The sequence below is a fragment of the Ruficoccus amylovorans genome, from assembly GCF_014230085.1.
Taxonomy (GTDB): Bacteria; Verrucomicrobiota; Verrucomicrobiia; order Opitutales; family Cerasicoccaceae; genus Ruficoccus; species Ruficoccus amylovorans.
Genome location: NZ_JACHVB010000035.1, coordinates 1 through 25,502 on the forward strand (window position 1 = coordinate 1; position 25,502 = coordinate 25,502).

Sequence of the window (25,502 nt, forward strand, 5' to 3'; positions counted from 1 at the left end):
CCACCTCGCGGCGGTCGAGGCTGTGTTCTTCTACGAGCCTGAGGATCAGCTCACGCTGTTTGGGTGAGCAGGTCCAGGTGTCGGCTCCGTTGGACAGGCCCGGGTGCGGGTCCCGGCTGCCTGCCTTGCGGCAGCCAGCCGGTCTGTTGGAGCTCGCGGTCCACGGAGGTTTGGAGCAGGCGGTACACCCGCTCCGACTCCTCCGGGACCTGGTTGATGTCGCCCAGCTCCGCCCGGATCGTCACCCCGTACTGGTGCGACGAGTACCCCGGCAGTCCGAGCTTCTTGCAATAGTTGGCCTCCAGTACGATTGCCATGAGGGCCTCCTTTCCTGGTTCATCGACCGGTCCAGATACAATAAGACCCGGGCGGCGGTCGATCCGCCCCGGGTCTCAGATAACGGAACCTTCCGCTATCAACTATATATAACCCGGAAACGGGGCGTTTTGCCGGGATCCCGCCTCGCCAGCCGCGTCACCACAGGCAGGACGCCGAAGGCTCTGCACAAGGGGAACGCTTACTGCTCGTTGGGCGGGGCAGCGGTCTCATCTTTATCGGGAAGGGGGGTAAACGGATGCATGGAGATGCCCCACTCGCATTCCACTTCCGGTTTTTTGTGGCGTTTCAGGTTAAGCCGTCTGACCAAGGAATCATAGAGCGCCTTGGCTTCACCTCTCTTACCCCTGCTCGTCTTGAAGGGGTAGATGTCTAAGGGGAAGGGGGGGCGGTCCTCGGGGATCAACTGGGCCAGATTCAACCTCCCTTGGATGAGTTGACCGGCTGCTTTGCGAACCTCTCGTTTGGTGCGATCGCGACTGCCCCGATTGCGGCAGGTCAAGAGGTACAGGTCGATCAATGAGCGGTCCCTCTCGGAGGCCAGAGCGAGGAACTCGTACAGGTTTTGGGGTTGAGTGAAGGGGGCTGTGAGGGGGAAGCACTCGTCGAAAACCTTGCAGACTGCCGGATGCAAGACAGTGAAAAGAGGGCCCTGCTGCAGTAGTCTGTCATCAAAGTATTTTTCGATGATCGCCTTGGTCATGAAGCGGACCTCGCAGCGGATGACCCGGTCCTCCGGATGAGTCGAGAATCTTTTGCGACGCAACTGGGCCGCCTTGTCATAGAACTCGATTTGGAGCCCGTTACGTTCGAAACGGATAGACTCTTCCTCTTTGATCGAGGGGGCTTTCTGGGCATGGGGGAGTTTGTAGCCCCGCAGAACGGAGAGGTACTGGGAAAAATCTCCTTCAAATTGAAAGCCCACGTCCAGTCGCCGGTAAGCCGTGATCCGGCTCTGTGGGACGGACACTTCCCGCAGGATTCGGTCAAGGACTTCGTAGGCCTGACGAATCTCTCTCGTTCCGTGCAGGGTGGCGGCGTTATGGCCCCGAATCAGTGCGGGCAGGCTCGGAACGTACACGGTTTGGAAGCTCCCCCGACTCCCGCGCATCTTCAAGTGCTGGATTTTTTTGTGCCTGGCCTCAAGGGAGGGGAGGGCCGCAGGGCTGGTTTCTCCAAAAGGCCGAGACTCGGTGATGGTCCACCGGAGGCAGTCCGGGTTCTTAAGGATGGAGCGGGCCTGATCAAAGTGAACAGTATCGGGGACCATTGCTATAATATTGTAGGAAATTCTTTATTGGTATAGAGCGGTGGCAAAATGCTGGTACGAAATAGTTGGTCAGGCCTTATTGGGTGCTTGAACCTCCCTCAGCTTCAAGCACGCCCCTGGCAAAGGCCAGACGTGCTGTGGGTTCGGTGATATGATCTTCCTCAAGGGCTTGCTGGTAGGCGGCGACGTACTTGACGATTTCCTGCATTTCTGACTGAGAGAGGGTTTCTGGCAATTCATCAGACTCAAAGATCAAGGTGATTTCGGGGATCAGCGCTGACAGGGCAAGGAACACCTTCTGGCGGGAGCACATGGCCTCGGGCCGAGCCTCCCGCTCCTTGCGGTAGGCCTGGGTATCCACGAGGGGTAAACCCAGCTTCTTACGGGTGGCATTAAGGGCGTAGTACCCCCTCAGCCCCTTGCAGGCTACAAAGTCACCATTCTTTGCTCGGTTATGAAAGGTTCAGTGTTTCAGGGCAGGGGAGAAGAACGCCATGATGATTTCCCGGCTGACGAATATGTCGTCCTCGACTGACGGAGATTTTGAAGCAGTCATGACTACATTGTCAGGATTCTCTGCTTCCGTGAAAGCCCAAACTTTTCCCGGAAAAGATGGAGGTCGTAAAAAGGTTGTCCAAAACGTTGCCCAAATAAAGGGGGTTTTTCTGGATTTACCCATATTTGGGTGGACTTCCTTGGACTTGCCCTTTTCGGGCGCTTCCGTTCGCGGCCCTAATAACCAAGCGGAATCGGCTTAAACTCAAATGGCACACCCGAAGGGAGTCGAACCCCTAACCTCCTGATCCGTAGGCTTGGGGGATGCCAGATATAGGGTGTTTGCAAAAGGTTGATGCCTTTATTTATCGGCATTCCACGTAATAGGCAGAAAATAACACCTTGCATTATTTGCATAAGGAGTGCATAGGATTTTCAAGCGTTATGGATGGAGAAACAGATTTTCGCACCCCGAAATTCGGGCTTCGGGTCTATTTGCAGAGCTACACCTACAAAGGCCAGAAGAAATTTTCACCGAACTGGTACTACATGGTCAACATGGGACGCCAGCGAAAGCCGTTTGTGGTCGGAACGGGCCTGACGAGAAAGCCTAACGAGAAGCCGAGGGACGGGCTTTACTCGGACCAGCGGGCGGCCGCCACCAGGGCAGAGCAGATTTACGTCTTCGTTCAGGACAAGAACCGAACGCTGGCGGATGTCGTCAATCACTTCTACGCCGGGGACAGGAAGGATGAGCAGGTCGTCAAGGCTCGCCCGAAGTACGCCACCATCGAGGAAGTACTGGAGGCATTCGGAAAGAAACACCGGCGTTGGGGTGTCAGCGAATATACCGCCAAGGGCTATCGTACCAGCCTGTTGGGGTTCCTGCGCCGCGGGATGGCTGCGGTATCCGGAAAGAAGTTTGAGAACCTGTCTGGCCACAAGATCGATTACACCGAGCAGTTCAAGCTGCCCGTGAACAAGCTGACGCTCGCGATGGTCCATGCGGTTCAAGACCAATTTATTGAAGAGGCCGAGGATGAGGAAGAACTCAACAGCAAGAAGACAACCGCAAATACCTACCTGCGCAGTGTGCAGTCGGTCTTCGGGGAGACGCCTTGGGAATACTACCAGCAGATCGGCCTGACGCTGCCAGAGCGGGCCGAATGGGATTTCCTGAAGGCCAAGCAGATGCGGGTGAACCGCTTCTATGAAATGCTCCCCATCGCCGACATTGAGAAGATCGTCCGGGGGGCTGAAGCGCTCAAGAAGACCGACCTGAACGCCTGGCGGGCGCTCATCCTGGCCTGTCACTTCGGCTTACGGCGCAAGGAGATTGCGCATGCTCAATGGCCGTGGTTCCAGGTGGGCGACGAAATCCGTTTCCGCCTGACGCTCGACCGCAAGTTCATCCCGAAATGGGCCCATGCCCGGGAGGTGGTCATCAAGCGCCATGTCTATCAATGGCTGCACGAGGTACGGACCGAGGCCGACGGGTATATCATCGAGGGAGCCGTGACCGAGCGTCTGGACGGAGACGAGAACCCCAATGGTGAGGTGTTCGGGAGGCTGATCGAATGGTTGCGCTCGATCGGGATCGACCGGCGCAAGCCGATTCACGAGTTGCGCAAGATCTGGACGCAATCAAAGATACCCATTGACGGCATGCTGGCCGCGCAGAAACAGGGGGGATGGAAAGACCTCGACACGCTCAACAAGCATTACGCTGATCAGGAGATGCCCAAGAGCCTGCTGTGGTGGTGGGAAACGGGCGATGAGCACGCGAAGTCCAGGGAAAATAAGGAAGAAGTTGGCAATGGTGGGGCGGCTTAATGGCCTTTGCGCTTGCATCGGCATGGGCGCTTACTGACGACCGGATACCCGCGGTCGCCCGGTAGTAATGCGATGAGAAAAACAGAATCTCCGTCCGTGTGATGGCGTGGCGGTTTTGCCGATATATTGGAAACTTCTCGGCGCTTCAAGTGCTCCCGCCAGGCGGGGGAGTCCATGGGCGATTCTATTGGGGCTGGGTCATTCACAGCTTTTCCACTCCGGCCCAAATCAAACGGTATTCCCAACCGCGTGTAATAGGGAGATTGTAGGAGGATGCTTCCGTAATCACGTCATGCTCAGTATCGGTCGCCGTAAAGGTATAGGTCGGAGTCGCGTGGACGCTCCAATTTCCGCGGAACGAGCCCGTAGAATAACTCCGTAGAGCTTCACGCTTGGCAATCAGCAGGGTGGCCCGGTAGTCAGCCCCTTTGCGTAGGTTCTTGGCTTTGGCCCAGAACGAGCAGGACGCATACGAAAAGTTGGAGATAAAACCGGCGCGGGCTTCGTAAACGGTAGATGGTACTGAAGGGAAAAGGGAACTGCTGGTGGGAATGTCGAACGTGCCGTCTTCAAACTCACGAATCGTACCGATGGAAGATGACGACAGGGTACTGGTGGATGGAGACCAGTCGCTAATGGCATCGGATTCTGTGACCTCGTCGCTAAGCACAACCGTCACGTGTACGTCTGGCTTCCCAACGTATTCAATGAACCATACTTCACGACTTGTATGAGTGGCATCAGGGAAGGTAGAACTGCCAAGAGCAGATGACACGCTTACCGGGAAGCCGCGTGAGGTCCATGGCGTGTCGTAGTTTGATTCTACGCACTCCTGGGCATCGATGTCCCAAACGAGTCTTCCAATCGAATAGTTACGAATTTCTGAGCTGAAATTTGACGAACTGTAATCAGCATGAATATTTCGATAGGCTGTATAATATGTCCATGAGTATTCTTCCAGATCACACATGCCGTCGCGATCGTCCGGAGCCACAAAATCGCTGATGCTGGCAGCCCTGAAGAACCGGGCAACATCCGTCTCATCTGCCACGCTTGGGACTCTAAGGCCAAAGGAATACCCGGGCAAAGAGAGAACCGCCGATGCGTAATCCCAGCTCACCTCCAAGGCGGGAAGCGTACAGATATGGCGGAATCTAGATAGTCCGTCTTGAGAGGGCCTAGCTCCCCCGTTGAGCGCCGAGACGACACCGGCAAGACTGGATACTTTAGCGGCGGTCCCGCACCTTAAAACGCTGATTGCGGCTGTACTCATCAGACAGTTCCCCATGTATAAGTCTCTCCGCACTTCACGACCTCCTGAGAACCGGACAGTGCCGGTGCGACCGTGAGGGTACCACTGACGACGGACACCGTGGCGAGCGTGCGGTAGGCATGCGTGCTCGTGCTTGCTGGCGTAGAGCCGCTTGTCCATTTGATTGAGGCCGATACGACCTCATCACTGCTGTTGAACTCCACATCAAGATAGAGCCTGCCGCTTGAGCCAACCGACATCCCCGGAGAGTCATCGAGGTTCGGTGTCAGGTAAGAGCCGCCCATGCTGACATCTTCGCCTGCGGCAGTTCCGTAGTGGACCTTGACTGTGCCGCTGTCGTACCTGACGGCTTTCAGTGGCCAAGCGCTCCCTGCGGATGCTCCCGAAAAACGGGGAAGGTCCGGAGGCTCGGGGGCTTCCCAGTGGTATGTCTCTAGCCGGTCATCTCGCTCAGGCAATCCATTGGAACGCGGGCCACTTGGAAGAGGGGGTATCTCGAACTCATCCAAGGAAGCATTTTGAATATCCCCATCGCCGATCTGACGCTTATCTATCATGATGCCGGTATCGTGTACGTGACTTTCCGAAAGTATTGAGTCCCATCCATACCCTTGAAAACAGGGTCTACTTGCTCGTCAAAAATACCAGTTACGGCTGGACCGGACGACGCGCCACTTAGCTCGATTGCGGTAGTCAGGGTTTCATCCAGCGTCTCACCGACAATGCTGTCGTCATCGCGAACGATAGTCGCTGGGTTTACCCAGGTTTCAGTTTTTGAGGCATCACCCGTATAGTAGTAACCCCTGAATTCGGGGGTATCGACTTGCGGCCTTAGATTATAAACGGCAATCGAAAGGCTTTCGCCCTGCTCCATGCCGACAGGGGATTTACGTGTAGATATAATCCGTGCCGAAACAAAAATCGAATCGAGATTATAGGCGTAAGTCGAAGGATCTGTAACGGTTTTATCTGTCGTCAGTGATACCGAAATTTCTGCTTTTGCTCGTCCTGTGGTCCTTCCCGTCTTGGCTAAAAACACAAGGGCGTTAGACGCATTACTTGGATCGGTATAGGTTCCAATCGAAATTGTCCCAGGCTTCTCGACGGTTATGTTGTCTTCCCATTCGTCAAGAACTCCTACCGGGCTTGACCCATCGAGCCTGGAAACACTCGTGTAGGCAAACGTCTTATATCCCTCGTAATCAGTTTCGCGCTTGGAAATGATAATGCCTGGCATGCTGGGCGTCTCTCCAATCGCCACCCATGTGTGGGTCTTTGTATTTGGCAAACCATCAGGCCCTCCGCTTTCGCTCTTACTCAGAACGCCAGATTCCAGATATATTTTTGTGATCTCTGTGACTACCTCATTGGGCTGTTTGACCTGCATTTGGGCCAATGCGTCGCCGTTGTACTCAGAGGTTCCAATGGTATCTGAAATTGATTGACCCGTCTTACCGATGAAGCTGCGCGTGGTACGCCTCAGTCCATTAAAATCGTAGTCGATTTGATCCTTCCCGGCCTGCACAAAGCCGGTAGCTGGAAGCTGCTGATAGACGCGAATGAGAACGCTCGTTTCGCCGTCCTTCTCCTGCGTGCCAGTCAGGTACTGGTTGATGAGGAGCGCGTCGGTATGCTCCTCGTCGGGCGTGCCCCAGTCCTCCCTTACCGCCGTCGGCAGTTGGTCAACGGTCGTGTACTTGCCCTTGACCGAGTAGCGGCGCGTAACCGCAAGCAGGCCCGTCCCTGCGTCGTAATTCAGGTCGGGCCGTCCGATGCGTTCCAGTGTTCTGCTCATAGCTTAAAAGGGAACGTCTTCGTCTTCCTCGTTGCCGGGGGAAGCTTGCGGGGCAGGATGGGGGCTGGATTGGCGAACCCCGTCCAGCAGGCGAATATCCTGAAGGGAAACCGAGTTGAAGACGCGGTCGCTGTATTTGCCCTGGCCGGTGCGGCCGCGAAGGGTAAAGTCGATCTCTACCAGCGTGCCGGGCTTAACCCCCTGGAGGCATTCGATCTTGGCGTTGGCGGCCTCAAACTCGACGATCTGGGGATACTTGTCACCGATCTTGAGCCAGAGCCGTTGCTTGGTGAATTTATCGGTGACATCTTCAGGCTCGAAGATGCGCTCGACGACGCCTTTGACGGTGTTCTTCCAGGACATGACAGGACGGAAGATAGCCCTGCCAGCGGCCCGCCCCCGATCAGTTGCCTAAAAAGCGCACTCTTCCTGCACGGGCCCATCTTCGCGGGCGTAATTCTCGAAAAGCGACATGGGCTTGAGGAATGTCAGCGGAATATCTCCCACGGGCCCGTTGCGCTGCTTCTCGATAATCAGGGTGCGCTTGCCGAACCTCATGGATTCGGATTCTTCGGCTTCCTCGTCGCGGTGAATAAAGGCAATCACGTCGGCATCCTGCTCAATGGAGCCGGATTCGCGAAGATCGCTCTGCTTCGGGCGACGCCCTTGGGCATCGCGCCCGAGCTGGCACATCACGGCAACGGGGATTTCGAGCTCCTTGCTCATGGCCTTCATCTGGCGGCTCATGTCGGCCACCTGCTGCTCGCGGGAAGCCTTCTTGTCCGTCGGCTCCATGAGCGTCAGGTAGTCGATGAAAATGACCTTGATCCCATAGCGGTGCTTCATCGAACGCACCTTGGCGCGGACCTGAAGCGGCGTCAGGGATGAACTGTCGTCGATGTAGATCGGGGCGCGGTCAATCGCGGTCAACGCCTGATTGAAGTCTGTGCGCTTGGTGGGGGATAGATCGCCTTCCTTGAGCATGTTGTAATCGACGCGGCTCAGGTTGCAGGCCAGGCGCATGGAAAGTTCCTCGCTACCCATTTCGAGCGAGAGATAGCCCGCCGGAATTGCCGATCCGCGCCGGGGAACGACGAGGTTACGCGCTATTGTAATGCCGATAGCGCTTTTTCCCATGCCGGGCCGGGCGGCAAAGATGTAGGTCTTCTTGGGCAACAGTCCGCCCACCATTTTATCGAAGTCGTCGAGGCCGGTACATAAGCCCATCGGCTCGCCCTTGCGCTTGAGCATCACGTCTGCCTGCATGCCTGCCATGCGTGCGAGATCATGCCCGTCTGAGAGGTGGTTCTCGGCCTTGGATTCGCCAAGGGCATAGACGGCATTCTGGATCGTGCCCAGGGACTCCTCCGGCTCTTTGGTCGCATCGTAGGCGGATTCGATCAGCCGGTTCCCCTGTTCGATGAGTTGGCGGCGCAGCCATGTCTTGCGGAGGGATTCGATGTAGTAGGGCAGGTGGCTGGAGGTATCGACCGCGTTGGAAAGCTCCAGCAGGGTAGCGTCGCCGCCGACGGCTTCAAAGTTGCCGGTGGACTTGAGTTTGTCCCCAACGGTGATTTCGTCAATCGGCTCGCCTTTGCCGATGAGGGCAAGCATGGCCTCAAAGACAAGCTGATGGCGGGTATTGTAGAACCAGGTCGAGCAAACGCAGGCCTCGCAGCATTCGAGCATGGCCTCTTCGCCGCCGACGAACACCGCGCCCAATAGCGCCTGCTCAACCTCAATGGAATACGGGATTTTACGGGTAGGGGTCATTAAGCGGGTTGCTTGATTTCGTTGCGGATGAGGGTTTCGAGCTGGGCAAACAGGTCGGCATAGTCCGGTTCGGTATCGAGCACGTTCTGAACGACCTTCACCGCATGGCTGACGGTGCCCGGATCGCGGCGGAAGAACCGGGCTACGTCCAACTGGCGAGCCTTGGCAATCTTCATCGAAAGCGTCATGGCCGTCTGGCGAGCCAAGGCAATATCCGGCGTACGCACACGGGCGTAAATGTCACGCTGACGGGTATGGGTCATCTGGCACACGATGCGCAGAACGGTTCGCATGTCTGAATCGGTTGCCTTTGCCATGAGGGCAAACGCCTTTCCGTGGTAAGGGTGAGTGGAGACAGTTTTCATTTTAAATTCCTAGTCCTAAAGTGGTGTTCGTCCGGGCTTCCGTCATCTTGACGTACTCGGGGTTGATTTCGCAGAGGATGGCCTTGCGCCCCAGTTCGAGCGCGACCTTGCCGGTTGTCCCGCTCCCCCCGAACGGATCGAGTACCGTGTCGCCCGGTTGCGTCCCGGCGAGGATGCACAGGCGCGGCAGGGCCTCAGGGTAAGTGGCGAAGTGGGCTTCTGGGAACGGCTGCGAGGGAATTGTCCAGACCGAGCGCTTGTTGCGCGTTTCTACCAAGTCGCACACGGCGGCGCTAAATGACGCATTCTGCCTCGGGCGTTTGGATCTACGCTCCTGACCGGGTCCGCCATTCCGGCCCGGAATGGACCCCTTATAGCTGCCCCCTGGCTTATTGTGCTCGAGCGCGTTATGCGGGGTATCTCCTGTAGCCCAGCCGTTAACCTTGGGATGCAGCCCTTTGCCGCGGGGATTCGCGCCGCCGGAAACGGGCTCTTTCATGGCTTCGGCGTGCCAGTAATAGCGCGGTGACTTGGCCAGCAGAAACAGGTACTCATGCGCCTTCGTGCAGCGGTCCCGCACACTCTCCGGCATCGGCGAGGGCTTTTCCCAAATAATGTCCTGCCGCAGTATCCAGCCATCCGCCTGCAGGGCCTGGGCGACTCGCCACGGGATACCAACCATATCCTTGGGCCTCAGGGTCGCATGCGCCAGTACGCCGGTGTTATACGAGTCCCCCATGTTCACCCAGCAGGTGCCGTCATCGGCCAACACACGCTTGACCTCACGGAAGACCGCAACCATGTGCCCGACGAAGGCCCACGGGTCTTGCTCGAGGCCGAGACAAGACGACATGGCCGGAATCGTTACCGGCGGCAGCCCGGCCACCGGCACAAACGTCACCTCCGGCCAGTCAGTCGGCGGGATACCGTAGTCCCTCAAAGCCCAGTACGGCGGGCTCGTCACCACGCAGCGCACCGAGCTATCAGGGATCTGCCGCAGCGTCTGCGTGTTATCGCCCGTTAGGATGGTCAGCGGGTTCATTCCGAGGCCTCGCTTTCGTCGGAATATGTACGTTTTTGAATCTGCCAGCGCACTTTTGGTTGAGCATTTTCGGCTTTGTTTCGCTTCCGCGATGGCCTTGACCATTCGCCACCACCTGAAAGACCTATGCGTTTAAAGCCAGATGCATGCAGTGAGCGCCCTGGCTCTGATTCTAAAGTATAGGTAACCATGCGCTTGTACCCCATTGAAACAGCAGCTTTCCACACAGCCCGATAGAGCATGGAACAGCCATTTTTAACACCATCAGTGCAGCAACGAGTAACCTCTAGCGTCTGCCCGTCATCCAGCTTTCTGGCGACAGGGCGACCAGCAATGGCAACGCCCCGAAGTTTCTCACCGTCGGTAATGCCAACAGAGAATTTATGCCCTTGCGTCGGACCATGGTGCCTATGCCGCATTGCAACATATGCATTTGCCTCCTTTAAAGAAATAGGCTTCAGGGACAAAGCACTCACCGCTTACCTCCTTCAATTTCATTCGCAACCAAGAACTCAAAACGGCCCCTGTGTTCACGCCATGGAGCCCCGCAACCAGCACAGGTATGCAAGGCGTTCGCCGTGTTCGCATAAGTGCCACAACGGGGACATTTGATCTCTTTGCCCATGCCAGCAATGGTGACTCTTGTTGCCCGTGTCCAGCTCACGCGGCCACCCCCTTCACCGAAAGCTCGGGGGCGTTTGCTTTCACAATCGCGCAGGCCAGATCCGGGCAGACGGAGTTCCCGCACATGCGGACCTGCTGGGTCTTGGTCAGCGGTCGCCACTGGAAGCTGCCGCCGAGCGCCGGGTACAGCCCGCGCTCAAAGATGTACTTCTTCGGGAAACCCTGAGCGGCGAATAGTTCCTTGGGCTGGAGCATTCTTAGGCCAATGTCCACGATGGCGTAATCTTCGCCGTGGATCTGCACTAGGCCGAACCGATCCTGCGCCGTCACCGTGTGCATCGGTTCATTCAGCGCGACGCCATCCTTTTCGTTGCCGTAGTATTTGACCAGAAACGCCCGCACCTCGGCAAAGTGCGTCCCTTGAGCGCTGAGCGTGTGCAGTGGCTCCCGGTTATCCTGCCCGACATTCGTACCCCGAAGCTTTGCCAGTTGCGAGGTGACAACGCCCGTCTTGCCGCCGCCGCCACTGGTGACGGTCGGGGCCGGACAGTCACACCCTTGCCCCACGCTCTGCCCAAAGTGCCGCACGAGATTAGCCGAGACGACACCCAGCGCGTGCCCGTTACCGGCAGGCCGAGCCGTGTCACCACCGGCGGTCACCGTGGGAACCGGGTCTTTGCATTCACTGCCGACCGCGCCCGTGCGGAACTTCGTCAAATGAGCCGACACCAGCGAGTGGTGATCGACTGCCGTCACGCTGCCCAGCGGCGTCTCACACTTCGAGCCGACCACCCCGCCGTAGTGTTTGGCCAGAAAGGCCTCGACCAGCGCGAAATGCCCGCCCTTCACCTCTGCGCACTGAGTCCGCAGCGGCGCGTCCGGGTCAAAGACTCGCTCATTGCTCGCGTTCGCGTGCTCAGTCAGGACGGGGGCGCACACAGCAAATCCAGGTGAACTGGTCAGCGTCCGCACCGGCTCCGTCAGCGGCCAGTTATTAGGGCCCCTGCCCGTCGTTTTCGTGTTCGCCGTGTTGACGAGCGTCGGCGTGACGATGGCGTGACGATTCTCGCAGGTCTGGGTCCGCAGCGGTTCGTCCGCAGGCTGCCCGCGAAAACCGCGCTGATTGTAGTAGCTGACGATAAACGGCTCCTTCGTATCTACCACGTACCGGAAAATGCCCTTCGCGATCCGTCGGCAGGTCGCATCCGCCAGCGGCTTGGCCCGCTCGAATATACTCGGACACGGTAGTGAGAAGTCGATACACTCCGCCGCCGTTCGCCACGATTTGAGCTGCTTCGCCTTCACCTCGGGCGAGTCGGGAGCGCCATGCGTCGGCTCGGGCCAGACGATCGGCTGCCCGTCGCAACGGGCGATAAGAAACAGTCGCTTGCGGATGGTCGGTGCCCCGTAGTCGCAGCCGCGCAATTCGCGCCATTCGACCGCGTACCCGCGCCGCTGGAGGGCCCCGACAAAACAGCGGAAGGTGAAGCCTTTCAGTTCCGGCTTGGCCTTGCCGTCCGGGTCGAGCGGCCCCCACTGCTGAAACTCCTCCACGTTCTCAAGGCAGATGATGCGCGGCTTGTTGTCTCCCAGCCGGTGAATCCAGTGCAGGACCACCCACGCCAGCCCGCGAATCCGCTTGTCCTTCGGCTTTCCGCCCTTGGCCTTGCTGTGGTGCTTGCAGTCGGGAGAGAACCACGCCAGCCCCACGCGCCGACCCTGCGTCACCTTGACCGGATCGACGGCGAACACATCCTCGGCCAGGTGGCGGATTTCCTGATGGTTGGCCCGGTGCATGGCGAGTGCGTCAGGATCGTGATTGATCGCAATGTCCGGCGAGCGGCCCAATGCCATCTCGATGCCGGTCGAGGCACCCCCGCCACCGGCGAAGTTGTCCACGATCAGTTCGGCGTGAAGGTCCAGCGGCAACTGGCCATTTCGGTATGATGATGTTTTGGCAGATTCCATAAATTATTTCCCCAGCTTGTAGGGCACCAGCGGCGCATCGCCCTTTACGTAGAGCGGATGCTTGGGCGTCTTGTTGAGGTTACGGCCGAGGCAAAGAATCTCGGCGCTGTGAAGGCGAAGCAGGCGCATGACGATCTCTGCTCGGTTGTGGTGATTGCCGTCCGTACCCCAGCAGGCGACGACCTTACCCCGACAGGCAGCCAGAAAATCGAGGATATGGCCGTCATTCCACGGGCCGACCGGATCAGACTGGGCGAGCATGTCCTTGGGGTTCGTGGCCCGAAAGGCGAAGAGGTTGCACATGATGAAGGCCGAATAGCCCTCGCGGACGGAGAAGGCCTTGATACGGCGCAAGGTGGGATCGAGTACGTTCTCGTCGGCGGTGGACGGGTTGAGTCCGATCCATAGCAGGGTGTTTTCGGGCATGAGCTCGTCCCAGCGATGCTTGAGCATGTAGCGGTATTTGCGCCCAGGGGAGAAGATGCAGGGGTTATTCATGGGATCGCTTGGGTTGGTGGCCTCGATGGGCGGTTTTTGAATATTGCGGCAGGGCAGGCGTGTATGCGTGAAAGGCAATCAACTGGCCGGGCTTCCAGTCCCGAGAATGAATGGCCGTGTCTTCGCGGAAGCCGCAGATCACACAGTCGCCGCGCAGGCTCCTGGAGAAATAGCCGGTTGCCTTACGCCTCCAGTCGCGCTTGGCCGCACGCAGGTTTGTCGTTTCAGACATGATTGCCTCCCTTCGTGGCCTTGTCTGCGGCAACCAGCGCAAGGCAGAGCTCGCGGGCGGTGGCCATAATAAACAGACTTATCCACTCCGACACGTCAGCTTGGCTTGTTGTTAAATTACGTCCAACCAATGCTGTAGCAAAAGCATCAAACCTTGACGGATTGTCCTTTGTCCATCGGCCTATGGCCTCGACGATGGCGTTGCGGTCAAGCTCGTAAGCAGGGACTAAAGCCCGATGCCCTCTATTCTTTGTCCCCGTCAAACCTTTCCATCCATGCCGCTTGCCAAGGTGTTCCCACCCGTCGATCTTTGCGACTTCGGCGCGGAGCCTCAGATCTGGTTTGTTGTTATCGTCGCTCATCTCACTCATCAGTTGGGGGTTCATGGCTGCGCTCTTTCCCGCAGAGTTTGCAGCGCTCGTAGACGATGCTTTCGGTGCCGAAGGCATGGCTAAACGAGCCGTCGATGGTTTCCCATTCGTGGTCGCACGTCAGGGCCGTAAAGGCCCCGAGGAACTCCCGTTCGGCTTCCTCGGGGCTCCATGGAAGTATCAACCTTGGAAGCGGTTCAACGCTCCAACCCCAGTCTCGATGAATCTTGAACAGGTCGCGGCGTTCAGCAAAAAGGGCGCGGTTATCGACATCCTTGACGGCCTCATGCATTGGGAATTTCAACCCGAACTTTTCGGCAATCATGGCCTCAAGCTTTTGCTCTGCCTCAACGTACTGCGGCAGGCTGAGCTTGAGCGGGCGAACCACGTCTCCGAGATAAGCCTCGGTTGCGTCATGAAGCAGGCCGTCCAAGGCAAGCTCATCTGGCAGGGCATCGCTGACCATGATTGAGTGCTGGGCCACACTGTAAAACGCGCACACATGGCCACCGAAGCGGCAAATGTGGGCTAGCGCGTGGGCAATGTCCTCGATAAGGATGTCCTCCGGTCGCGGGTCGAGCGGGTAGAAGCGGATACCGGACCAGGTCTGCATCCAATCGCCCTTGCGTTGGCTATTCACCGGCGGCCTCTTTCACAATATCGACCGGCACAATCTTGATGCACCGCACCGCTTCGATAAAATCTGTGTTGGCCGGTTCGCCCTGGGCCGTCTGAAGCTCGGCATAGCGGCGGCTGACTGTGATGGCCTTACGTGCCTGTTGCCTATTGGGAAACACCACGGGAGGCGTGTCCTTGTCGTAGGAGGTAAGAGCGCCTTTGCATTCTCTGTCCCACCCATAGGGGTCGCACAGCCCCTGATTATCGTTAAAGATGACCATGCACGGTCCTGATTTCTTGCTCATTATTTTGCCTTGGTTAAATTTCGAGTTGTAAAGGATTCCTTGACAGTTGGGTTAATCTGACGACTCAGAGAGCCACCAGAGCGCGAACAGGATGAGGACGCAGAGGGTCACGGCTGAGGGAACTCGTTGTGCTCGACGGCGTCGAGGAGGCGACCGGCAGCTTTCTTGCCGACTCTCACCATTGGCGAGTCCGAGAAGTCTTCCTCGCTGCCGTCTGGGATGCCGACCCAATGCGGGCGATCTGAATCCCTGTCGTCCGCTGGTCGCCACTCGCCCCATTGTTTAAAGAGGAACGGGACCGACGCCGCCGCGCATTGATCGCGTAGTGAACGTGCCCAGTCCTGGTGCATCGGGCGGGCGTTGGGGCCGCTCTCGCCGCCGGTTATGACCCAATGAACATGAGGCGCATCTCGTAATGCCCGGCGAAGCGGGTTCATCGTAATGCGCGGGAAAGCCTCATTTAGACCGTGGCCTTCACCTGTGGGTATAGCGGAAAGATTGACCGGCCCGAGCAGCGGCTCGCAGGACAAGAAGCGAACATTCGCCGGGATACGTAACAGGGCGGGAATACGCTCGTCGGCCAACAACTGATTCTCGACCGTTGTACCGACCCAAATATTTGCGGGAGGCTCGCCATTAAGCCATCTACGCGCCAACTCTGAGCCTCCACCCATTGCTTCATGCAACCGTGCACTCCATGACTCGGGTCGCTTGCTCAACAGGAGCCAGTCGAGATTGTGTGTTTGCTCAATGAGATTAAGGAGGTCAACCCGCCACTGCGTCGGAACCTCGTGGTCGAGCCAGTCGGCGAGCGAGGCACAGAACACGCGGGGGCGTTTTTGGGACAATTTGGCCTGGTTGAAAAAGCTTTCATCAAAAGCGCCAGTTGCTTTCTGAGCTTCACCGTCCCACTTCAGCGGCAATTTCCAGTTAGCAACGCCAGTACGCTGGCGGGGTTGCCCTTTGCCCCAGCGGACTTTGTGCAGGCGCTTGTCCATTCGCGTTTCCGCGTAGCAGTGAGCGCAGCCGGGGGAAACCTTCGTGCAACCCATCCACGGGTTAAAAGTGTGGTCGCACCATTCGATTTTGGTGTTCTCAGCCATTGGCGGCCTCTCTTTTTGCTTCGAGTCGTTCAAGCTTGTGCGTCCGCTTTTTGGTAAACTTGCTGGCCTCCTTCCGGGCTGCGTCGAAGCGGGCTAGTCTCTCGGACAAACCGCCAACTCCAATAGTAATTTGGCCCCTTATAGCTGCCTCAGATACAGACCCATGCAGGATTTTAAAATCTTCGTCGTACCTACGCTTAAAATCACGCAACGCGATCAGCTCCTCGCGCAGGCTGGCGTTCTCGGCCTCTAGCCTGTCACATTCCGTTACCGGTACGACTGTACACGTACCCACGTTCGGCTTACTGACATGGTAAACCCCGTCACGCCATATAATGTCAAATCGCCCATCACACGGCGTTTCAGTCGTTGCGCTTTTTGCAACAACTGGATTCGTACTGTCATGGCTCATAATCGTCTCCTTTGGTTGGTTGCGCGTTGCCTTAATGAACCGGCGGACAAGGGACTCCATTGGGCCTTCGACGGTGTAATGAACCTTGGCGTCTAAGCGGTCGTAGATCCCTCGCCATCCCCAGTCTGATACCTGCACCTGGAGAACTTGATAGTCGCCTTTTCCGGGGTGGTTCGGGATGCCCTCTTGGTCAAGCCATGCCTTGAAAGCGTCGAGTTTGCTTTTGTGGAGAAGGCAGCGGCTCATTTCTGCGCCTCCTTCCACTTGTCGAGAACGGCGACGGCGTTGTCCCAGGGGCTTGGGTCGTCGCCCATCCAATCAACCCCTGCGCAATGATGGGAATCTACTGCAAGCCTTTCCAGCGCCTCGGCCAGCTCCGCGCTTAGGTCCGGCTTCGGATTCTCAAGCGCTTCCTTTGTGGCGTTAATGATGTTGTTCGCGCACGTCGGCGGAAAGGCAGCTTCCATGTCAGTGCCCCGGTAAAGCATGTGGCTGCGAGAAGCTATCGCCAGTTCCATGGGCGGGTAATTGCAACCCATATAGTTGGCTAGCATCTGCACGTCGCTGAGACGTACTTCAATAGCCAGCATTTGGTCTTCTCCCGCGCTCATCGCTCACCTCCCAGTATGGCGTCGATCTTGGGTGTGAAAAAACCGAGCGAGCCCTTGCAGGCGGTAAACGGAAGCAGGCGCGAGTCCTTCAAGACCAGCCCATGCTTGCCGAAGAACCAAGGCGACTCGTGGCTGTCCACGCAATCGACGATGTGCGCAAGTCCGACGATGCCGCCCAGGGCGAAATCGGCAGGCATGTCGATCTTGTAGTCTTCGGAGACATACTCACAGTCTTCGCGTTCGCTCGGGCCAAACGTCTTGCTGGCGTGAACGAAGACCGGGCCGCGGTAGTTGGTCGTCCAATCGCGATTCTCAATGTCCTTGTGCCCGTTCACGATGAGCCAGGCCCACGGTTGACGGATAGACAGCGCCGGGATGACCGGCTTTTGCCTCAACAAGACTTGTACCTCGGGAGAGACGACAGGGACAAGCGACTCGATGAGAACACCACCGGCCACGCCTTCGACTTTGACAAGGGCGCTATGGCCGCCTGCCACCCATGCGGTTGAACGTGTCTCCGTTTCCTCCGGCTCACGCAGCGGATTAATCAGCTTGTAGCGCGTGACCTTCGTGCCGATAGGATAGCGGGCGTTCCACTGGATAACGTCTTTCTCGGCCAGCTTCACTTGGGGCCTCCGATCCGTTCAATGCCGGATTTCGTAACGCGGTGTGTGACCCGGCAAACGATCTGCTTGCGCCCCCGGTGAATGGTCAGACGCCTTGCGCCTTCGATGGCCTCCATTCCGTCCTTGAAAAACTGGCTGGGAGCATCGCAGACGGCCCATGTGTCAGAATCGACAGCAGGCGCTTGGCGGGCTTCGGGAAGTTTTCCATTCTTCCGCTGCCATTTGGCTCCCTCGATAAAGTAGCGCTTGGCCAACAGTTCAACGCGGTCTTTGGCGATAGCCAATGCCTCTTCGTTAATGCCCTCCTTAGAGAGTCTGTCGAAGGCTTCCTCGACGCTCTGAACTGTTGCATTTTCCGCAACGGTTGGCTGCTTCCGGCGGGCGTAGGCGATAATGTTCCCCGAGGCTTCAGCACTCTCAATCGAAGGATAGATGTAATCAACCCAGCCTAGGTCACGTTCACAAACCCGCAACGGGCTGTCGGCGCTGTGCCCCTTCGGCACTATCTCGAACCCATCCTCTGGAATGATTCGCTCGCCGTTGGGCAGGTAGCCATATTCCTTCGATGCGTCCCAAGGCTTGAGGTCTTCCGTGGGGAATGTTTCGGTTGAAGGCTTTCCCGCTGAAGTGATCTTAATTTTGGACGCATACTTTCCGGGTCGCGTTACAATCCCCTTCTCAGATGTTCCGTTGACCTCGACCGTATCGCCGACCTTGAACCTCGGCTCGGGAGCGGCGTCTTCCAGCGCTTTGTTGTGCAGGTACGCCTTGTAATGGTGGGGCCAGTGCTGCCTGGCGTAGGCGCTAGACGCGGTAAAGGCATAGTGGATTTGGCGGTGTCCTTGATTATTGTTAACCCATCCATCGCCAGTTCCGGCCTGATCGCTCCAGCCCCATAAACATGCCCAATGGCCTAAGCCGTGTGCATGCTTTTCATCTGAGAGCGGACCAAGTCCAATATATGCCACCCCCTCCGGCAGCTCGGGCAGGTTCTCCGGCGCTTTCGTTGGGTCCAGGTCGTGGATAAGGGCGCAGTGCTCAACCCAGGCTAGCACACCGTTTTGGTACCTAACCCGAAAAGGCGGGTGTAGTTCGATGCCGTCACAGTCGCCAATAGACTCTATTGAAGCTATGCCAATAAGCGTACCGGTTATTTTTTCATTAAAGTTTCCCCGCCAAAACGCGCATTCCTCACCGACGTGATCTTTGCCCTGACCTGGCGTGATTCCCTCGAACGAGCGCACGTACATGCGTTCGTCGTCCTTGATTCTTGTCGTTGTCTCGGTGCTCATGGCTATCCCTTGGTGACGGTTAAGATGATGGTCTGCACATTCGTGCCTGACTCCTTGAAGGCACCTGCAGGCAGTTCAAAGATGATCGGGTGTGCTGACGACTGGGCAAAGGCGTCCATCATGTCACGGAAAGCCTTGCGCTCGGTGTTTCCGGCCATGATGGCGACGAGCCGACCGCCGGGCTTGAGGAACTTGAGAGCGTGACGCACGTGGGCGATGTCCTGATTCTTCGTGAACGGAGGATTCATCACCACGCGGTCATGTTCGAGGACAGGCGGCGGCTCCATCTCTAGAAAGTCCATCAGGAACACGTCGTCGCAGACTTCATCCAGTTGCTTCTCGCAGTCGCGGTTAATTTCGACGGCGTCAATGTGGCTGGCACCCCGGGCTTTGCATTCCTTCGCCAGCGCCCCGGCTCCTGCGCTCGGCTCAAGCACCGTGCAACCGGACACGTCAGCCAGAGTCACCACGCGGGCCGCAAGATCAGCAGGTGTGTAGAACGCTTGTAGTTTCTGCTTCTTGCTGGTCACTTTGCCAGACTTCAGCGCGAGGCCAAGGCATTCACGCGGGTCTGAGGCAAAGACGTGAGCCTTCGCCGACCGGTTCCACTTGCCACCGGCAGCGACGAGCACCTTGTTCACGGCTTCGTAGAGCTTGCGGTCAAGCTGTTGAGGCGGGAGCGTCAGGCTATCCGCCGTGATGGTTGAGCGTTCGAGAACTGCGCGAACGTCGTTTGTAAGAGTGATAGGCATGGCTACTTGGCTTTGTTGATTTCTTGGTTCATCTTTCGGCGCTGGCGGCGGCGTATCTGACGCTTGATTTTTGCGGTCGGGCTGTGGTTTATCAGGTAGCAGTACAGCCGCCGCCAGCGACTGATGACATCCTCCTCGGCCCCGGTCTTGGCAGGCTCCTTCATAGCCTACTTGCTCCCATTGGTGGTGAAGACTTCGCCGTCGGCCAAGCGCTCGAGGTGGGTCGCAATGAAGTTGGAACGATTGCGATTCTCCTCTTCGGCGAGCTTGTCGATACGCTCCACCAGATTCTCCGGCAGGCTGATCGAGATTTGCGTCTTGCCGGGAGCCCGGCCGTGAGTCTGTTTCTTGGAGTTGATCTTTGTGTTCATGATTTGCCTTATTTGATGGTTATTTGATGGGCCTAAGCCTCAATGGGACCGCCGCTCGTCACAGCGGCCCGGTTGAGGGTTAGGCGCTAAACCTTGTGCGTGCCTTCGACGCCGCGGGCCATGCGGTCACGGGTACGCTTCTGGAGCCACATCATGGCCTCTTCGAGGTGCGTCAGGGCGCAGGCGTTTTCCTTGCAAGCGTACTTGCCGCGGCTGGCGAAGTTGAAGCCGGGCACTCGTTCCGGGTTATCCCCCTCGCGCTGATGCTGGAATCCGCGCATCCGGTCGATCAAGACGGCGAGCAGAGCCTCGTTGCTCAGGCCGTTAAACCCGGACTCCTGAATGGGACCGTTTTGGAAGCGAATGATCGTGGTGTCGTGCAGGCTCTTTTCGCGGTCGCGGTTGAGCCGGAGCGCGTACTCGTGGTTCGCGCCGCCGGGGCCGGGCTCGTCCACTGCCAGAACATCGATCGCTTCGTTCAGGCCGTTGACCACATGGTCGTGGATCGGACGCATGGGGTGCGGCGGAAGGCATTCTTCGGCATCATCGCAGGGGTCGTAGGAGGCCTCGAAGATGTCGAGCTTGCAGGGGTAGATCTCGCCGGTGATACCGATGAGGAGCATGTCGCCACGGGTCATCTTCATGTCGCCTTCAAGCGTTGAAATGATGTAGCAATCATCCGTCTCGTGCGTGACGGCGTGGCCGTTGTATTGGAATGACCACGGAACACCTTCAACGGTGTTCCCGCCGTACTTGAGGCCATGCTCGACGAGCTCGTCAAAGGTGATGGCGTCGATGGTAATGGGCTTTTTCTTGAACTTCATGATGGTTTTGATTCGTGGTTAAAAAAGTTCGCTCTGGGGGTTGGGCCTGCGCTTGCCGGGCTTGCGCTTGCGGGTGGGCTTGGGGGCGCGATTGAGCTTTCCAGCCTTCCAGCATTCGCCGGTATAGAGCACGGCCAGCGCGTCGGCCTGGTTGTCGTTGTCGATGGGGCCAAGCTGGGGGAACAGGTCGCGGACGGCGGCCTTCATGCGGTCTTTCCCGGCGTGGCCATGTCCGGAGGCATGCAGCTTGATCGTCGCGGCGTTGAAGCCCTGCCTGCCCAGCCCGTAATGAATCCGCACTTCCTTGATGATGGTCAGCCAGCCGAACCAGACCTCCGAAGCGTTGCCGGGCTGGAAGGAGGCGTGCTCGTAGTAGATGCGCTTCGGCTCGTACTGGGTGATCGCCTTGATGAGCCACTTCCTGAATGCCCAGAAACGGACATCGGTATCCTCGCCGGGCCGGGAGGCGAAAACCTCGACCCCGGACACCACAGAGCCGCCAGCCGTGCGGATGGCGTAGCCCATGTAGGTGCCCAGGTCGAGGGCGATGGAAGGGGCGTGCTCCATGGCGAATTAGTCCCGGGGCTCTTCGTCGCCGTCGCCGTCCTCGTCGAAATCCTCGTCCCCGGCTTCCATGTCCTCGTCGGGGCCAAGGTCCGTATCTTCGCCGTCGGTGTCGTCGGAGTCCGCGCCCTCGCCGTTGTCTTCGGAGAAATCCAGCAGGTTGTCGTCGTCCTCGTCGGAATCAGAGCCGTCGAGGTTAAGCTCGCCTTGCTGGCGCTCGCCGTCGATGTAGCGGAAGGCCTCGGCACAGACCTTTTCGACGGCCTGAGCGGTGGCGTCGTCCACGGTATCGGCGGTTTCGTCCTCGCAGGTGATGGGCAGGCGCGGGGTGTTGACGTTGGCCGGCCCCCAGTTCTCCAGCTTGCGGCTGGCTGTGACCATGGCTTTCATGGAAAGGGCTTCGCCGCCGGGGACTTCGCTCTTGCCGTAGAACAGGCACAGGCCGTTGACCTTGTACTTGTTGATGTCGAGCATGCCCTCTTCACGGTAGCGGCGCACGGCGGGGGCGAGCGCGTCCAGCGACTCCTGGAAGCTTTCGAGCGCGTGCTCGGTTTCTTCCAACTGGCGCTTGGCCCAGTCTTTGGTGGACTCGTTGAACTCCTGCCACTGGAGGGAGACGGTGCCCTCCGAACTGATGTGCGCCTTGGTCAGCCGGCGCGAAGGCTTGATGCCGTTGTTTTCACTCATGATTGCGATGATGGTGTTGGTGGTTACTTGGAAGGCTCGATCACGACCCGGGGGCCGGATTCGCCTTCGCGAAAGTGGCTGATGCGGCAGCCATTGAGGCGGGACTGAAGCACACGGGCGGCAAGCTCGGGGCTTTCGGCCTGCATGTAGAAGCCGCCGTTGATGGGGTCTTGCTTGAGCGGGTAAGCGGCGGCCAGACGGCGGTTGTCGATCCCGCGGTTGATGATACGGATTTTCATAAAGGTTACTTGGCGGGGCTGATCTTGTGGGTGAGCATGGCGGCCTCGTGCTCGTCGATGCCGTGCCAGTCACGCAGGCGCTGCATGAAAGTCTCCACGTCCTTGAGTGTCTTCTTGGTAAACTGGACTTCGCTCTCGCGACAGAGGCCTTCCAACAGGTCGGGGAGCATGGCCTTGACCTCGGAGGCTTTCTTGTCGGTGTACTTGGAGCGCAAGAGGGCTTCCACGTCCGTCATGGAGGGCACGCGCTCGCTCGTGGTGTAGCGGGGGATGCTGTGCGGGGCTTCCACCAGTTGCTCAAGGGCGTGACGGGTGATGGCCTCGGAGGACTTGGCGGCGAGCGTGCTCTGTTCGATCAATTGGGCGGCATCCTCGCCGGGGAGTTCGCGGTCGATCAGGCGGGAAACCAGTCCGAAGGTGACCCCCTCGGGGCAGGTGCCATTCTTGAGGCTCCGGCACCACTCGCAGGCCTTGGCGGAAGCCCGGCGGGGCATACCGGGGAGCATGCTGACTCGGGCCTGATGGATAATCCACGGACGCTTGACCCGCAAATAGGCGGCGGTGAACTTGGCCACGGTCTTGCGCAGATGGCGTTCGGCCCGGGGCTGGATGATGGCGACGATCACCTTTTCCAGCCCGTACTGCTCCATCACCACCAGCGCGTTGCAGAGCATTTGCTCATTGACGACAGCGTGTTCGACGATGCGATGGCCAAACTTGTAGTCGATGAGCAGGCCGGTCTTGCCCTTGACAAAGAGTTTGTCGAAGCGACCGGAGGCGCGGGGCTTCCTGGCTTCGTCGTACTCGGTCGAGGTGCCCGAGTCGTAGAGCCACAGGCGTTGCTCGGCAAAGGTCTGCTCCGGGGTGCCGATGAACTTTTCCACCAGTTCGACCTGGATGCGCTCGGCTTCGGTGACAGACCATATCTGGTATTCGTCGAACTTCTCGGGGTCCAACTCCTCGTGCTCCATGACCGCGTGCAGCATTTCGCCTTCTTCGGCGGGCAGGCTGGAGAGATTCGGGCCAGACGCGGCCTCGTGCAGGTGAGAACCGTCGCAGTAGAGCCAGCGGGGAGCCGCCGAGAAGGACGGCAGGCCCTTGCGCTCTTCATCGCGAGCGGCGAGCGCGGCCCGGATTTCCTCGAGGGTTTCAGGAAGCGGGGTCATGCTTCCCCCTTGGCTTTGGCGATGGCGGCACGGGCGTCCTTGACTTTGGCGAGTGCCTCGCCCAGTGCGTCTAGCACGTCAACGATGTCTTCCAGCGCCTCCAGTAGGTCTGGGGCGGCAGCGATCAGCCGCGCATTGGCTTCGGCTTCGGCGTTGGTGATGCCGCCGATGCACTCCGCATTAAATACGTTTGCCGTGCAGCCCCTGTAGCGTCCGCCGATAGGGCCAACATCAAACCAGCCTTCGCTAGTTGCGTTGTATGCCCATGGTCCCGGCGTGGGCTTGGCTTTGATTGCGGTGCTCACGCCTGGCATCCTTCGCATTCTTCGACCGCAGCTTTGGCGGATGCCAGGCACTCGGTAATGTGCTCGGGGTCTGGTTGGCCTTCGAGGTGCGCGATGCACTTCTTCAGTTCAACGAGCAGTTTGTCTCGGGCTGATTTGGCTGCCGTATAGTCAAGGTGCTTGGCGGCTGAATGCCCCAGCACTGAGAAGCCTGACATGATACCATTAATGACCTTTTTGTTGGACTCGATGAACGCTTCAGTCTTACTGAGAGCCTCACAGGTATCACCATGGAAATCATGGCCTTTCCCAAGATCGATGATGTCACCAACCTTCGGAGCCCTCATCTTGCCATAGAAGAGGTCCATGAACTTTTCCAGTTCCGTATGCCCGACCTCCGCGATGAAGTTTGGCGTTGAGTTGTGTCCTTCCTCGACAATGGCGATGACTTTCACGACACGGCCTTTCCGTCGATGGCCACGACTTCGCCCGCCTCGATATGGAGGCCGACGGGACCGGCCTGCTCCTGGAACTGCTCCATCCAGACCTGATAGCCGTTGTCCTGAGCGAGCTTGAAAATGCTCTGCTTGATCTTGGAGCCGATGAGAGCGCCCTCGCGGATGATGATGATGCGCAGCTTGGGGTTGAGCCGCATGGCGATGAGCATCGCTACCTCGATCTGGCGGGCGGTCGAAAGCTGGGAGTAGGGGATGCCCTCGTACACGACACCCTCGTCGTCCACGCTCAGTCCGGGCACGCCGAAGTCAGCCGCCGCCAGCAGGTCGATCTTCTTTTGCTGGACGGCCTTGACGGCGCTGTCGGCCTCTTCGGCGGTAGTCTTTGCCTTCGTCCACGCCTGAGAGGCTGCGCGGCTGGCCTGCCTGGCACGGACAGCGCGGTTGATGCTTTCAACCTGGTTGACCTTGGCGCGGGCCGCTTCCAGATCCTCGTCGGTGGGATTTTGAATCTTGGTCGATTCGAGGTTTTCGAGTTGCTTCTTGTAAGCCTCAAGGTGGGTCTTTTTGCGCTCAAGAGCCACCTCCAGTTCCTCGATTTGCTCGGCGAGGGTGCGCAGATTATTACGCTTCTCGTTGATGGCTTCGGCGTGGGCTTCGGCGGCCTCGCGCATATCCATCAGGTGGTCGCGCTCGTCGATCACGTCCGAGAGGGAAACCTCTTCGGCGGGGATGTCGTCGCCTTCGGGCTTGGGCGTGTTGTCGTAAGCGGACTTGGCGGTGGCCTCGTCGCGGTTGGCCAGCTTGCGGGCCTCATAGGCGGCCATGTATTCGGCCTCCCACGCGGAGAGGTTAATCCCGGCGGCCTGCAGGAGCATTTCACGCTGCTCCTTCGGCTTGAGCCCGGCGAAGTCGAGCGGGTCCAGCGTGAGCGAGGCCAGCAGCCCGTCGAGCATCTTCTGGGGGCTGGAGAAGGTGGACTTCTGGTCCGCCGACATGACCTTGAGGCTGGCGTTCTTCTGGGTGATGGTGCGCTCGACGATGAACTCGCCAATGTCGAGGCTGATACGGGCCTTGCTGGAGCCGTCGCGAATGACGCGCTCGGGCATCTTGCCGGTGAGGGCGATGTAGATGCTGTTGATGAGCGAGCTTTTGCCCTGCTCGTTGTCCCCAGTCAGGACAACGGCCTGGCCTTCGGGGCGGATGTCCACAGCCTTGACGCCGAGCACATTCTGGACGGACAGCCCCACAATGTGGAGCGGGTGGGTAGAGTCTGATTCGTTCATGGTATTTGCCTTGGATGGTTGAAAGGGAAAGGG

At 58.4% G+C, this 25,502-nt stretch carries 34 protein-coding genes; 1 reads left to right on the top strand and 33 read right to left on the bottom strand.

The features are described from left to right. Window positions 1-50 precede the first annotated feature (50 nt). The 3 genes from H5P28_RS11500 to H5P28_RS11510 form a co-directional block, all read right to left on the bottom strand. On the bottom strand, window positions 51-317 hold the full coding sequence (locus H5P28_RS11500) for a hypothetical protein (protein WP_185675679.1): 267 nt from the start codon (window positions 315-317) through the stop codon (window positions 51-53). Window positions 318-517: 200 nt separating this feature from the next. Continuing rightward, window positions 518-1,606 carry a hypothetical protein gene (locus H5P28_RS11505; RefSeq protein WP_185675850.1) on the bottom strand — a complete coding sequence of 363 codons (1,089 nt, stop codon included), beginning with the start codon at window positions 1,604-1,606 and terminating at the stop codon, window positions 518-520. A 76-nt stretch (window positions 1,607-1,682) separates the two neighbouring features. Continuing rightward, window positions 1,683-1,967 (bottom strand): hypothetical protein, encoded by a 285-nt coding sequence (locus tag H5P28_RS11510; protein ID WP_185675851.1) that lies wholly within the window; start codon window positions 1,965-1,967, stop codon window positions 1,683-1,685. Window positions 1,968-2,545: 578 nt separating this feature from the next. Here H5P28_RS11510 and H5P28_RS11515 point away from each other — a divergent pair. After that, window positions 2,546-3,934 (top strand): tyrosine-type recombinase/integrase, encoded by a 1,389-nt coding sequence (locus H5P28_RS11515; RefSeq protein ID WP_185675852.1) that lies wholly within the window; start codon window positions 2,546-2,548, stop codon window positions 3,932-3,934. A 202-nt stretch (window positions 3,935-4,136) separates the two neighbouring features. On the opposite strand, the gene H5P28_RS11520 is transcribed toward H5P28_RS11515, so the two are convergent. The 30 genes from H5P28_RS11520 to H5P28_RS11665 form a co-directional block, all read right to left on the bottom strand. Next, window positions 4,137-5,060: a hypothetical protein gene (locus H5P28_RS11520; protein ID WP_185675853.1), complete on the bottom strand. Its 924-nt coding sequence runs from the start codon at window positions 5,058-5,060 to the stop codon at window positions 4,137-4,139. 146 nt (window positions 5,061-5,206) lie between these two features. Beyond that, complete coding sequence (locus H5P28_RS11525; protein ID WP_185675854.1) at window positions 5,207-5,665, bottom strand: hypothetical protein; 459 nt, start codon at window positions 5,663-5,665, stop codon at window positions 5,207-5,209. Window positions 5,666-5,760: 95 nt separating this feature from the next. After that, entirely contained in the window at window positions 5,761-7,002 is a 1,242-nt protein-coding gene (locus tag H5P28_RS11530) for a hypothetical protein (protein ID WP_185675855.1), read from the bottom strand. A gap of 3 nt (window positions 7,003-7,005) precedes the next feature. Next, the gene (locus H5P28_RS11535; RefSeq protein ID WP_185675856.1) at window positions 7,006-7,365 is read right to left on the bottom strand and encodes a DUF3127 domain-containing protein; all 360 of its coding nucleotides are present in this window, start codon (window positions 7,363-7,365) and stop codon (window positions 7,006-7,008) included. A 48-nt stretch (window positions 7,366-7,413) separates the two neighbouring features. Further along, entirely contained in the window at window positions 7,414-8,775 is a 1,362-nt protein-coding gene (locus H5P28_RS11540) for a replicative DNA helicase (protein WP_185675857.1), read from the bottom strand. Beyond that, window positions 8,775-9,068, bottom strand: coding sequence for a helix-turn-helix domain-containing protein (locus tag H5P28_RS11545; RefSeq protein WP_185675858.1), 294 nt, complete (start codon window positions 9,066-9,068; stop codon window positions 8,775-8,777). The genes H5P28_RS11540 and H5P28_RS11545 overlap by 1 nt, the downstream gene beginning before the upstream one ends. Before the next feature lie 73 nt (window positions 9,069-9,141). Further along, complete coding sequence (locus H5P28_RS11550; RefSeq protein ID WP_185675859.1) at window positions 9,142-10,182, bottom strand: DNA-methyltransferase; 1,041 nt, start codon at window positions 10,180-10,182, stop codon at window positions 9,142-9,144. After that, the gene (locus H5P28_RS11555; RefSeq protein WP_185675860.1) at window positions 10,179-10,658 is read right to left on the bottom strand and encodes an XF1762 family protein; all 480 of its coding nucleotides are present in this window, start codon (window positions 10,656-10,658) and stop codon (window positions 10,179-10,181) included. The genes H5P28_RS11550 and H5P28_RS11555 overlap by 4 nt, the downstream gene beginning before the upstream one ends. Before the next feature lie 184 nt (window positions 10,659-10,842). Beyond that, the gene (locus H5P28_RS11560) at window positions 10,843-12,774 is read right to left on the bottom strand and encodes a DNA cytosine methyltransferase (protein ID WP_185675861.1); all 1,932 of its coding nucleotides are present in this window, start codon (window positions 12,772-12,774) and stop codon (window positions 10,843-10,845) included. Between the two features lie 3 nt (window positions 12,775-12,777). Continuing rightward, the gene (locus tag H5P28_RS11565) at window positions 12,778-13,272 is read right to left on the bottom strand and encodes a DUF1643 domain-containing protein (protein WP_185675862.1); all 495 of its coding nucleotides are present in this window, start codon (window positions 13,270-13,272) and stop codon (window positions 12,778-12,780) included. Beyond that, complete coding sequence (locus H5P28_RS11570; protein ID WP_185675863.1) at window positions 13,265-13,504, bottom strand: hypothetical protein; 240 nt, start codon at window positions 13,502-13,504, stop codon at window positions 13,265-13,267. The genes H5P28_RS11565 and H5P28_RS11570 overlap by 8 nt, the downstream gene beginning before the upstream one ends. Continuing rightward, window positions 13,497-13,865, bottom strand: a complete 369-nt coding sequence (locus H5P28_RS11575) for a hypothetical protein (RefSeq protein WP_185675864.1) — start codon at window positions 13,863-13,865, stop codon at window positions 13,497-13,499. The genes H5P28_RS11570 and H5P28_RS11575 overlap by 8 nt, the downstream gene beginning before the upstream one ends. Window position 13,866: 1 nt before the next feature. After that, the gene (locus H5P28_RS11580; RefSeq protein ID WP_185675865.1) at window positions 13,867-14,514 is read right to left on the bottom strand and encodes an HD domain-containing protein; all 648 of its coding nucleotides are present in this window, start codon (window positions 14,512-14,514) and stop codon (window positions 13,867-13,869) included. Beyond that, window positions 14,507-14,797, bottom strand: a complete 291-nt coding sequence (locus tag H5P28_RS11585) for a hypothetical protein (protein ID WP_185675866.1) — start codon at window positions 14,795-14,797, stop codon at window positions 14,507-14,509. The genes H5P28_RS11580 and H5P28_RS11585 overlap by 8 nt, the downstream gene beginning before the upstream one ends. Before the next feature lie 107 nt (window positions 14,798-14,904). Further along, window positions 14,905-15,900 (bottom strand): phage Gp37/Gp68 family protein, encoded by a 996-nt coding sequence (locus tag H5P28_RS11590; RefSeq protein ID WP_185675867.1) that lies wholly within the window; start codon window positions 15,898-15,900, stop codon window positions 14,905-14,907. Then, window positions 15,893-16,558, bottom strand: a complete 666-nt coding sequence (locus H5P28_RS11595; protein WP_185675868.1) for a hypothetical protein — start codon at window positions 16,556-16,558, stop codon at window positions 15,893-15,895. Before H5P28_RS11595 ends, H5P28_RS11590 begins: the two co-directional genes overlap by 8 nt. Then, window positions 16,555-16,923 (bottom strand): hypothetical protein, encoded by a 369-nt coding sequence (locus H5P28_RS11600; RefSeq protein ID WP_185675869.1) that lies wholly within the window; start codon window positions 16,921-16,923, stop codon window positions 16,555-16,557. Before H5P28_RS11600 ends, H5P28_RS11595 begins: the two co-directional genes overlap by 4 nt. Next, on the bottom strand, window positions 16,920-17,549 hold the full coding sequence (locus tag H5P28_RS19610; RefSeq protein ID WP_221773414.1) for an ASCH domain-containing protein: 630 nt from the start codon (window positions 17,547-17,549) through the stop codon (window positions 16,920-16,922). The genes H5P28_RS11600 and H5P28_RS19610 overlap by 4 nt, the downstream gene beginning before the upstream one ends. Next, entirely contained in the window at window positions 17,546-18,841 is a 1,296-nt protein-coding gene (locus tag H5P28_RS11610) for a hypothetical protein (RefSeq protein WP_185675870.1), read from the bottom strand. The genes H5P28_RS19610 and H5P28_RS11610 overlap by 4 nt, the downstream gene beginning before the upstream one ends. Before the next feature lie 2 nt (window positions 18,842-18,843). After that, window positions 18,844-19,593 (bottom strand): RsmD family RNA methyltransferase, encoded by a 750-nt coding sequence (locus tag H5P28_RS11615; RefSeq protein ID WP_185675871.1) that lies wholly within the window; start codon window positions 19,591-19,593, stop codon window positions 18,844-18,846. Window positions 19,594-19,595: 2 nt separating this feature from the next. Next, window positions 19,596-19,757 (bottom strand): hypothetical protein, encoded by a 162-nt coding sequence (locus H5P28_RS11620; protein ID WP_185675872.1) that lies wholly within the window; start codon window positions 19,755-19,757, stop codon window positions 19,596-19,598. A 3-nt stretch (window positions 19,758-19,760) separates the two neighbouring features. Beyond that, window positions 19,761-19,964, bottom strand: coding sequence for a CopG family ribbon-helix-helix protein (locus H5P28_RS11625; protein WP_185675873.1), 204 nt, complete (start codon window positions 19,962-19,964; stop codon window positions 19,761-19,763). A gap of 86 nt (window positions 19,965-20,050) precedes the next feature. After that, window positions 20,051-20,788 carry an Acb2/Tad1 domain-containing protein gene (locus H5P28_RS11630; protein ID WP_185675874.1) on the bottom strand — a complete coding sequence of 246 codons (738 nt, stop codon included), beginning with the start codon at window positions 20,786-20,788 and terminating at the stop codon, window positions 20,051-20,053. An 18-nt stretch (window positions 20,789-20,806) separates the two neighbouring features. Next, window positions 20,807-21,355 carry a RuvC family protein gene (locus tag H5P28_RS11635; protein ID WP_185675875.1) on the bottom strand — a complete coding sequence of 183 codons (549 nt, stop codon included), beginning with the start codon at window positions 21,353-21,355 and terminating at the stop codon, window positions 20,807-20,809. Window positions 21,356-21,361: 6 nt separating this feature from the next. Continuing rightward, window positions 21,362-22,039, bottom strand: coding sequence for a hypothetical protein (locus H5P28_RS11640; protein WP_185675876.1), 678 nt, complete (start codon window positions 22,037-22,039; stop codon window positions 21,362-21,364). 23 nt (window positions 22,040-22,062) lie between these two features. Beyond that, window positions 22,063-22,278, bottom strand: a complete 216-nt coding sequence (locus H5P28_RS11645; protein ID WP_185675877.1) for a hypothetical protein — start codon at window positions 22,276-22,278, stop codon at window positions 22,063-22,065. Between the two features lie 5 nt (window positions 22,279-22,283). Then, window positions 22,284-23,444: a DUF2800 domain-containing protein gene (locus H5P28_RS11650; protein WP_185675878.1), complete on the bottom strand. Its 1,161-nt coding sequence runs from the start codon at window positions 23,442-23,444 to the stop codon at window positions 22,284-22,286. After that, window positions 23,441-23,767 carry a hypothetical protein gene (locus H5P28_RS11655; protein ID WP_185675879.1) on the bottom strand — a complete coding sequence of 109 codons (327 nt, stop codon included), beginning with the start codon at window positions 23,765-23,767 and terminating at the stop codon, window positions 23,441-23,443. The genes H5P28_RS11650 and H5P28_RS11655 overlap by 4 nt, the downstream gene beginning before the upstream one ends. Further along, on the bottom strand, window positions 23,746-24,183 hold the full coding sequence (locus H5P28_RS11660; protein ID WP_185675880.1) for a hypothetical protein: 438 nt from the start codon (window positions 24,181-24,183) through the stop codon (window positions 23,746-23,748). Before H5P28_RS11660 ends, H5P28_RS11655 begins: the two co-directional genes overlap by 22 nt. Beyond that, on the bottom strand, window positions 24,180-25,469 hold the full coding sequence (locus H5P28_RS11665) for an AAA family ATPase (protein ID WP_185675881.1): 1,290 nt from the start codon (window positions 25,467-25,469) through the stop codon (window positions 24,180-24,182). The genes H5P28_RS11660 and H5P28_RS11665 overlap by 4 nt, the downstream gene beginning before the upstream one ends. Window positions 25,470-25,502: the final 33 nt, after the last annotated feature.